The 8,885-nt window shown below is 64.0% G+C and carries 11 protein-coding genes; all 11 read right to left on the bottom strand.

What is annotated here, in order from left to right; all coding sequences use genetic code 11:
- Nucleotides 1–202 precede the first annotated feature (202 nt).
- The gene (locus ACZYOF_RS08755; protein ID WP_463715496.1) at nucleotides 203–1,192 is read right to left on the bottom strand and encodes a FecR family protein; all 990 of its coding nucleotides are present in this window, start codon (nucleotides 1,190–1,192) and stop codon (nucleotides 203–205) included.
- A gap of 97 nt (nucleotides 1,193–1,289) precedes the next feature.
- Nucleotides 1,290–1,769 (bottom strand): RNA polymerase sigma factor, encoded by a 480-nt coding sequence (locus ACZYOF_RS08750; RefSeq protein WP_463715495.1) that lies wholly within the window; start codon nucleotides 1,767–1,769, stop codon nucleotides 1,290–1,292.
- A 92-nt stretch (nucleotides 1,770–1,861) separates the two neighbouring features.
- Nucleotides 1,862–2,515: an STN domain-containing protein gene (locus tag ACZYOF_RS08745; protein ID WP_463715494.1), complete on the bottom strand. Its 654-nt coding sequence runs from the start codon at nucleotides 2,513–2,515 to the stop codon at nucleotides 1,862–1,864.
- Between the two features lie 309 nt (nucleotides 2,516–2,824).
- Nucleotides 2,825–3,574 (bottom strand): hypothetical protein, encoded by a 750-nt coding sequence (locus ACZYOF_RS08740; RefSeq protein WP_463715493.1) that lies wholly within the window; start codon nucleotides 3,572–3,574, stop codon nucleotides 2,825–2,827.
- 7 nt (nucleotides 3,575–3,581) lie between these two features.
- Entirely contained in the window at nucleotides 3,582–4,631 is a 1,050-nt protein-coding gene (locus ACZYOF_RS08735) for a peptidylprolyl isomerase (RefSeq protein WP_463715492.1), read from the bottom strand.
- On the bottom strand, nucleotides 4,628–5,227 hold the full coding sequence (locus ACZYOF_RS08730) for a hypothetical protein (protein WP_463715491.1): 600 nt from the start codon (nucleotides 5,225–5,227) through the stop codon (nucleotides 4,628–4,630). The genes ACZYOF_RS08735 and ACZYOF_RS08730 overlap by 4 nt, the downstream gene beginning before the upstream one ends.
- Before the next feature lie 2 nt (nucleotides 5,228–5,229).
- Nucleotides 5,230–7,104 carry a putative porin gene (locus ACZYOF_RS08725; RefSeq protein ID WP_463715490.1) on the bottom strand — a complete coding sequence of 625 codons (1,875 nt, stop codon included), beginning with the start codon at nucleotides 7,102–7,104 and terminating at the stop codon, nucleotides 5,230–5,232.
- A 45-nt stretch (nucleotides 7,105–7,149) separates the two neighbouring features.
- Nucleotides 7,150–7,365 (bottom strand): hypothetical protein, encoded by a 216-nt coding sequence (locus ACZYOF_RS08720; protein ID WP_394570306.1) that lies wholly within the window; start codon nucleotides 7,363–7,365, stop codon nucleotides 7,150–7,152.
- An 80-nt stretch (nucleotides 7,366–7,445) separates the two neighbouring features.
- Entirely contained in the window at nucleotides 7,446–8,207 is a 762-nt protein-coding gene (locus tag ACZYOF_RS08715) for an energy transducer TonB (RefSeq protein WP_394570307.1), read from the bottom strand.
- Nucleotides 8,204–8,737 (bottom strand): hypothetical protein, encoded by a 534-nt coding sequence (locus tag ACZYOF_RS08710; protein WP_394570308.1) that lies wholly within the window; start codon nucleotides 8,735–8,737, stop codon nucleotides 8,204–8,206. Before ACZYOF_RS08710 ends, ACZYOF_RS08715 begins: the two co-directional genes overlap by 4 nt.
- Before the next feature lie 21 nt (nucleotides 8,738–8,758).
- The coding region (locus ACZYOF_RS08705; RefSeq protein ID WP_463715522.1) for an ExbD/TolR family protein at nucleotides 8,759–8,885 on the bottom strand (127 nt) is incomplete at its 5' end.

The following is an 8,885-nucleotide window of genomic DNA, read 5'->3' as shown; positions in this document are numbered from 1 at the left end:
GACGCGGTGGTCCGGACCAATAGGCCTGACTTGCCGGACACGCGTTCCGGTCGCGTGTGGCCCTCGTCAATTCAAAGCCGAATCTCGATGAACTATTCATGTAATCCCCTCGGACCGTCCTATGACGTTCCGAGCGGGGTCGATGTGAATCGACTTCGGAGAATTTTTTTGATCTTTTTTCGGCGGTGAGCGGACCCGCCCGTCAGCCAACCAGCACAATGCCGGCCGGCAGGGTGCGGATGCGGGCTCCGAACACATCGCGCACCTGAACCACCACATCGTCGAGACGATCGAGCCTGAACCTCGCCGTCACCAATCCACGGCCGAGTTCCGCGTCCAGCAGCACGATCCGGCCCGGCCGATAGCGGTTGACTTCCGCGATGACGTCGGCCAGCGGCTCATTCCGAAACACCAGATAGCCGTCTTGCCAGGAGGTGACGGTCGCGGGATCGACCAGGTCCACGTTACTCATCATGCCGCCGCCGTAGGCAACCTGCTGCTTTTCCCGAAGAGTGGCGGCGTGATCGCGATGTTCGACGCGCACCGAGCCGGAGAGGCAGGTGACAACGATTTTCGCTGTGCTGCAGCGGATGTTGAACTTCGCGGCATCCGCGCTGGTCAAGCCATCGGCGGCGATCACCTGGACCGGCTTGATCGATGCCGCACCAATGATGGCCTCGCCAGACAACAACTCGAAGCGATCCGCACTGGTTGCCGTCGAGCGAAGCGCGATGCTGGTCTGTGTATTCATCTGGACCGAGATGCCGTCGGCCACCGTGATCTGCCGCTGCTCTCCGGTCGCTGTGCGATAATCCGCGGCCAGTTCAGATATTGACGGCCATAAGTCGAGCGGCGGCCGAAACATCGCGTAACATGCCGCAGCCGCCGTCGCCGTGGCAAAACCGCCGATCAGCGTTCTCCGGCCGATCACTCCCCGATGCATCTCCGCCGGCACGGGAAGGGAGACACTTCCGCTCCGGACCATCGTCTCGATCGCCGACGGCATGGCCCGCCAAAGGGTGTTGGCCTTGTCGAACGCCTCGACATGACGGGGGCTCTGCGCCAGCCAATGGCGCAGGGCGGCCCGATCCTCGGCGGTCACGTCCTCGTCGGTGACGCGTGTCAACCAGACGATGGCGTCTCGCTCCAGCGACTTGTTGTCCTTATTCCCGGGTGGGATATCGGTGGCCATGTCCATATCTCAACTCGCCGATATCAGATCCGGGCTATCTGGAGTGACCTGCGCAATCCCTAAGACGTTCCGGCAAGCGGCGATGTGAACATCGAAACTACACATTTTTGTCAATGTAATCCTTGCAGGCCTCCAGGGCCCGCTGCAATTCAAACTGGACCTGCCGGCGCGAAATCTTGTAGCGCTTGGCGATTTCCGCACGGGGAATTTGCTCGAAACGCGCGGCGATCAGAATCGCGCGCTGCCGCGGCGGCAACGCCAACAATGCCTCCGTCAATGCTGCAAGTTCAATCTTCGCCTCGGAAATCCCGTCCGGCCCTGGCCGTTGATCGGGGATATCATGAAGCACCGCATCGATAGGGACTTGATGCCCGCGGCGATATTCGGTTCTGCGATGATCGCTGGCGATATTGTAGGCCGCCTTGAACAGGTACGCCGCGGGGCTGGAGACCGATCCGGGATTGTCGGTCCGATTGAGGCGCAGATAGACCTCATGCAGCGCCTCGCTTGCCAATTCCGCAGAGCCGAGGCGGCGGGTCAGTCTGTCGCGGAGGTCGTAATACCGATCGACCAGCAATTGACGCAGGCTGGCCCAGGTCGTTTCAGACACGGCACGGCTCCGTCTGCGTACGCCTCGCTTGAACGATCACGGCGCCAACGCCGAAGCTTTCACCGATTTTCATGGATGTACCGCTGGCATTCGTCTTGATAGCTGCGCCGCGCGATAATCATGGTGACCGGCTGTGGCATATTCGCTGGCGGAGATTGCCCGATTGAAAGCCCCCAAAGAACTCCTCGAAGCGATCGGTCACGCACGTCGTCGCCGGTCGTATCGAGCAGTGCCGGATCCTCTATCAGACCGGTTGATCCGATCGAGAACTGCAGCGCCGCACGATAGCCTCCTGGCCGCGTCATGGCATTCTGACAGAGCGATCTGATGATCCTCTGTTGGGCCAGGCCAAGAAACGCATCATAATCAACGACCCGCTGAGGGCCGACGGCACGATCGGGCTCGACCGAGAGCGGTCGAATTGTAAAAGCGCCCTCGGAGGTCTGGCTCGCGACCAGATCCGTGCCGGCCAGCAACCGTTCGATCGCCCGTTGCGGTGTGAATTTTCCTGTCACGGGAGAAGAGTTACGGGACGCCGTGAGTGCACTCTTATAGAGAATCTGCAACCCTGTCGCCTGGATATAGGCTTCCAAAGCGACGTCGAGCGGCTGCGCTGGAATGTCAAATTCTATTTCTGGTTCAGCAATCTGTGACTGGGCTCGAGACAACATATTGCTGAAAGCGAACACTGTGACGGCGATGCCAAGAGCCAACAAAAGCCGTGCTGGATCACACAGAGACAAGTGACTGCTGCCAAATGATTCTGGACGCGCAGCACCCGGGATAGACGCCACCTCCGACGAGGATCGAGCGCGGCCGGGCTATGCGCTAATCACGAGGCAATCGCACCCCATAGAAGCGGGTCATATCCATTAAAGATGACAGTACGGTAACACCCAAGGCAAAGCGCCGTCCTTGAGTGTGCGTATTCCCGGCATTGGGGATTCCCTGTTGGCGGGATTTCGGATTCAAGCTTGATGCTGAAAAACAGTCCAGCCCCGACAATCCCCGCGTCATCGGCATCAAAAGGCGGCGCTTGCGGGCAGCACCTGGGATGGCCATTGCGCCGTCCCAGGGGCGCGGGTCGAGCGCTGCTGCGCGATCAGGGCGCGCGCCGCCTGCGCCAGGTCGGGCAGCACCTGGTCGGCCAGGCAATCGCAGGCGGCGAGGCCGATGCCGGCATGGCGCGTCGTGGTGCGGAACGGCGCGCCGGCGTCTTGCGGATCGGGGACCACAAGACCCGAGCGTCCGGCGGCCAGGTCGGCGGCGAAGCGGGCCTCGATCCGCAGCACCGGCGCACGGGCCTCCTCGCCAAGCCGGTCGTTGATGGGCAGATGCGCCAGCGTCAGCCGCGCATCCGCGATCAGCAGCCGCAGATGGCGCAGCATCTCCGCCCCCTGCGTCAGCACATCGTCAAACCGGATCATGCTGCCGAGCAACAGATCGGTTTCGAGTTCGAAATGGACGCGATGCCCATCGACCGTGGCCGGCACCACCTTGCGGATCTGCCAATAGGTCACCTCGCCGATCCGCGCGTCAGGGCCGTTGAGCTCCAGGCTGCAGCGGATCACCACACGGGTCAGGCCGTCGCCATCGCGCGCGAGCTGATCGCCGAACTGCAGCGAGACCCGGCACCCGGCCGGCAGTACATGCCGCCGCCAGGTCGCGAGCACGGCGCCGCGATAGCCGCAGATCCCGAGCAGCGCCTGAAGCTCGCCGGCGGTCAGCATCCAGTCCGGCGCCGGTTCGGCGATGGGCGGCACGGCGGCCATCGCGCGATTACCTCGCCGCCGGGGTCTGGCCGCCGAGCAGGCCCGACAGCGCGAGCTCGTTGATGACGGGCGGATTCTGCTTCAACAGTTCGGCGATGTAGGCACGCCGCAGCATCGCCGCGCGCTCGCTGCGCATCTGCTGGACGAGCACGTCGCGCACCTCCGGCAAGGTCCGGGTGTAGGAGGCCTTGGTGTCCGTGAGCTTGATGATGTGCCAGCCGTCGTCGAGCTTGATCGGCTCGGCGATCGCATTCTTGGCGAGCGCCATGACCTGGGTGCGGATTTCCGGCCGGATCTGGGTCTCCGCCAGCCAGCCGAGCTCGCCGCCGTTCTTCTCACCGTTCTTGGCTTCGCTGGTCTCGTTGGCGAGCGCGGCAAAGTCGGCGCCAGGCGCCTTCAGCTTGCGCTGCAGCTCCTCGACGGTCTTCTTTGCCTTGTCCTCGGCCGCCTTGTCGGCGTCCTTGGCCACCGCCACGAAGATCTGCGCGAGCTCGAATTGCCGCGGCATCAGGAACGAGGCGCGGTTGGCATCATAGACCTTCTGCAGGTCGTCCTCGCTCGGGAAGCTCGCCGGCGGGGTCGAGACCTGCTGCAGATAGAGTTCGGCGACCGCGCTCTCGCGCACCCGGTCGAGCTGCTCGGCGATGGCGGGCTGTTGGTCCCACTTCTTGGCCGCGACCTCCTGCAGCACCAGGCGGTTGGCGAGCATCAATCGCACCGCCTGGCTGAGCAGGCTCGGATCCTGCCCGAACGCGGCGCGCTCGCGCGGCCCGAGCGAGGCGACATAGGCCCGGATCTGGTCGGCCGAGATGTTGGTGGCGCCGACCCGGGCGATCACGTCATCACCGGACTTGGCCGGTGCCGCGCCCTGCGTCACGGCCGCCGCTGCGGGGGCCGCGGGCTTCGGCTTGGCGACGGCCTGGGCGGGCCGCTGCGGCGCCGGCGGCTGCGGTGTCTGGGCAATCGCGGCCAGCGGGAGGCCGGCGAGCGCCGTCGCCATGAGCGACACGCGCAGGGAGCGGATCGGGAGTGCGCCGCGGAGAGGAGAGCGTGTCATGGTACTGCCTTCTGGTCGAGGATCTTGTCGCCGCTATCCTGGATGTTGTTCTGGATTTCCACCCGACGCAGCCCCAGCATCGGCTCATGCGCGACGATCGTGTCCCCGATCGTGACGCTCTTGTACTGCTTCAGCAGCTCGCGGCCGGCCTTCAGCATCTGGTCGTTCTTGGCGACGCAGCCTTTGGTCGAGGCCTTGTAGGCGTTGGCCTCGCCCTCGAACTTGGCCCGCGCGGCGTCCTTGTCGCGCGCGACATTGGCCGCCTCTTCATAGGCCGACTTCCATTTCTCCAGCGTCTCGTCGCGCTCGGCAAGCCGCTTGTTGAACTCGTCGACGGCCTCGCGGTGCTGCTTCTCGGTCTGGCGGACCTGCGCCTTGGCGGCGTCGACCTGGGCTTTCGCCGCGGCCTTGTCCCGCTCGGCGTCCGCCAGCTTGGCCTGCAGCGCCGTGCGCTGGTCCTCCAATTGCCGGGTCTGCAGGGTGGCGCTGCGCAGGGCTTCGCGCAGCCGATCGGTCTCGGCATCGGCGTGGGCGAACTCGACGTGCGAACACACCGCGACGGCCGCCGTGAGGAAGGTGAGGATGCGTATCTTCATGATCAGAACTTTGCGTTGAGATCGACCAGCAGGACGTCGACGGCATAGGGCGAGCCGGCGATGTTGTTGGCGCTCAGCCAGCGCATCGACGCCCACACGTTCTCGCTGAGGCCGAAATTGCCGCCGAGGAAGTAGCCCTTGAGGTTGGTGCCGCCGAGCCCGAAATCAGAATCGGCGAAGGCATCGAGCGTCGCGTCCGACTCCAGGTATTTGTAGCCGACATGCACGTTCCAGTCGGCGAAGTGCTTGATCTCCCTGTTGCCGACCGTGACGCGCGCCATCCAGCCGATGTCGCCGCCGTTGAACGGGCCGAACGAGCCGTCCGCGGTGCCGGCGCGGTTATTGATGGCGTAGCCGGCGACGTTGGTCGGGAGCGCCGTAAGTCCGGTGCCGGCGACCGTCAGCGCGCGATTGAAGGCCGAATTCCAGACGAACTCGCCGTCGACTATGATATGGAACGGATGGAATTCGCCGAGGTCGAGCGAGGCGCTGGCGACCACCGGTTGGAATTTCTGCACCAGCCCAAAGTACTGAAACTGATTGATCGTTCCGAGGTTGTTCAAGTTGTCCGAGATGATGTTGCGCAACGCCGCATAAGTGTTGCCCTTCTGTGCGAAGAGTGGGCGCGTCAGGTCTGAGCTGCAATTGTCCGAGACGTTCAATACAGAACAAGGTGCCGAGGGCTGTCCCTGGACATTCTCGAAATCGTAATAGGCTACGCCGAAGCGGAACTCGGAGACCGGGTCGAACCGTGCAGCGAAACCGGCCTGGGCGCCGAACAACCATTTGTCGTGACTCGGAAGCTTTCCGCCATCAATGGAAAGCGCGTTGGTACCCACGTTGAAGTCGGTATTGTAGATCGGAAACGCGCCCAGGACGCCGAACGCTGTGACGTTCGGAATCACCTCCTGCTTGGCCTGCACGGCGAAACCGTCGAAGCCGAGCTCGCGGTACCAGACCAGATCGGTCGGCGACCAGAACGGATTGTCGAAACGCCCGACCGACGCCATCAGAGCCTCGTTCGGGAGCTGATACTTCAGGAAGCCCCGATCGAGCCAGATCGAATATTTCGAGAAGTTCGAGCCGCTGCCGCCCAGGGTCTGGTTGGTCGAGACCGGCGAGTTGCTCTCGCCGGTGGCGATCCGCAAGCCCGCCGCGAAGCCGTTGGTGAGGTCGGCGTCCATGCCGAGCCGGGCGCGCAGCCGCACCTGGTTGCGGTTCTGATAGGTGTTGTACGTCGGGTAATTGGCGAGGTTGGCGTTGGAGACGTCGTAGGGTGAGCCGGTGTTGATGGCGTTGAAATTGGTCAGGCCCGGATCGTTGCCGGTCGGGAAGAAGCTGCCCTGATAGCGGGCGCGCACGTCGCCGTAGAAGCGGATGCGCTGCGCCCATTCCGGATACATGCCCGGCGAGGCCCAGTTCTCCTTCTCGGCCTTCGCCATCACCTCTTTCTTGATGTCCTCGCGCAATTGCCGCTTCACGATCTCCGGCACGTAGGTGACGTGCCGGGTTCCGGGCGGATTGGCCGCAGCCGCGGCGGCGGTCGCCGCCTTCGCCGCTTCATCCGCCTTGCTGGTCGCGTCCTTGGAGGCCTGCCGCGACACATAGGCTTCGTCTTCGGCCTGCTTGATCAGCGACTGCGCCTCATCCTCGCTGAGCAGCTTGCGCTTCACCATGAGGTTGAGCAGATTGACCGTTGTATTCGGCGAGGTCGGCTTGGCATCCGACACTTTCGGCCGCTTGGACTCCACCTTCTTCTCAGGCGCGCCGGCCTCGTCCGCGGGCTGGCCAAGTGCTGGCGCCGCGCAGGAAAGCGCAGCCAGCGAGACAGCGAGCAGCAGCGTGCGCCGGCGTGCGCCTGGATTAATCTCAAACATTTTGTCCCCAGTCCTCTTAAGTCCGTTGTGTTTGTCAGAGTCGCATTAGCTCGACCGACGCGCGGTCACGCGCGTCACCATCGGCATCGGCATGTCCTTCGGCGGGCGGCCCCGCAGCGTCAGACCGTCCAGCACGTCGTTGCGTGCCGGCCATTTCGCGTCGGCCTGCTTCGCGGGCACTGCTCCGTCGCGGTCTGATCCATAGCCAGGGTTGCGCAGGCAGGCGCGCACGGCGATACGGCAAGCGGAATCGTGCGCCATTCCGCATCTGCTCTCACGTTAAACATCATCAGCCCCTCAACTCTCACTCGTGACATCAGCTTTGAAAAATCAGGATCAGGTCAGGTCGGCCGTCGCGCGGTGACTCGGGTGACAACCGGCATCGGCATGTCTTTCGGCGGAGGCTCGCGCAGCGTCAGACTGCCGATCACCTCGTTGCGAAGCGCGGCATCGACCTCGGGATCACCGGTCGACGGCGTCAGGACGACCCGACTCACACGGCCCGAACTGTCAGCCCAGAGCTTCACCTGAATCTGCGCGGCCATGTTGCGTGTCTTCGGATTGGACCGGATCGCCGCCTCGATCTGCGTCGAGACGACGGTCGAGTACCAGCCCCAGCGGCTGCCACCGCCGCCCCCGCCGCCGTAAGGACTGCCGCCCGGCTTGCCGCCGAGATTGAAGAGATCGCCGGGTCCAGTCGCCTTGGCGTCAAGCGACAGTGGGCCCGGCGGCTCGTCGTTCTTGGCATCCTTGACCGGCTCGTCCTGCGGCTTCTCGATCGGCTTGTCTTCCTTGAATTCGGGCTCGGCCATCTTCGGCTGCTCGATCATCTTCTGCTCGGGCATCTGCGGAGGCGGCGGGGGCGGCGGAGGTGGCGGCGGCACGAGGTTGACAATGGTGAGCTCGCGCACCTGCCGCGGCGGCGGCAGATCGTCGTGACCGAGAAAGACGTATGCCATGCCGCCGAAGACGAGCGCGACCAGCACCAAGGCGACGCCGAAGCGCGCGAACGAGCGATGCTCGGTCCGGTCGGTGGGATGATCATAGGTGGACGACGGCTGCGGCACCGCCAGTTCGCGCTTTTTATTGGCCGGCACGCTCATGACGTGGCCTCCGTTGCCGCCGGCTTGCAGAGCCTGTCGGTGAGATACTGCACGATGAAGCTGACGAGCGTGTCGAAGTCGCTCGTTTCCACGATCACCTTGGTGTCGGGCATCGCTTCGATCGCCGCCCGATAGGTCGAAAGGTCGCTGAGGTAATCCACATAGGCCACGCCGTCGATCAGGAGCCGCGATCCAGGAGACCGCGAGATTGTCAGCAACAGCGGATCGTGATCCGGCCCCTGTTTCGCGAGGCGGCTCCGCAACACCTCCGCAAGCCGCACCAGCAAGGCTTCGCCGCGAATCGGAAACGGCAGCACATCACCGCGCGCCGATTCTGCCTTGCCCGCGTGGGGAGACAGCCGAGGCTCCACGACACCGCCTCGTCGCATCGACAATTGCTGCAGCCTCGCGACTCGATTGGCGTCGAGACCATCGTCGCCGTGATCGAAATATCTCGTCACGCCACGCAGCCACGACCAGAACGTCTGACGCGGCGACTGGGTGGAAAGGAGCGATAACTGCGTGATCATTGGCGGTGCCTTCGGACGAACTCACTTCACGAGCGGTTTGGTGGCGAGTCCAACCTGGTTGAGGCCGATGCGGCCGAGCAGGTCGAGCACGTCCATCACGCTTTGGTACTGGGCCTGCGCGTCGCCGCGCAGCACCACGGGAAACTCC

It is taken from the genome of Bradyrhizobium sp. LeoA1Lang, assembly GCF_055413685.1.
This window is presented reverse-complemented; position numbering and strand designations above follow the sequence as displayed.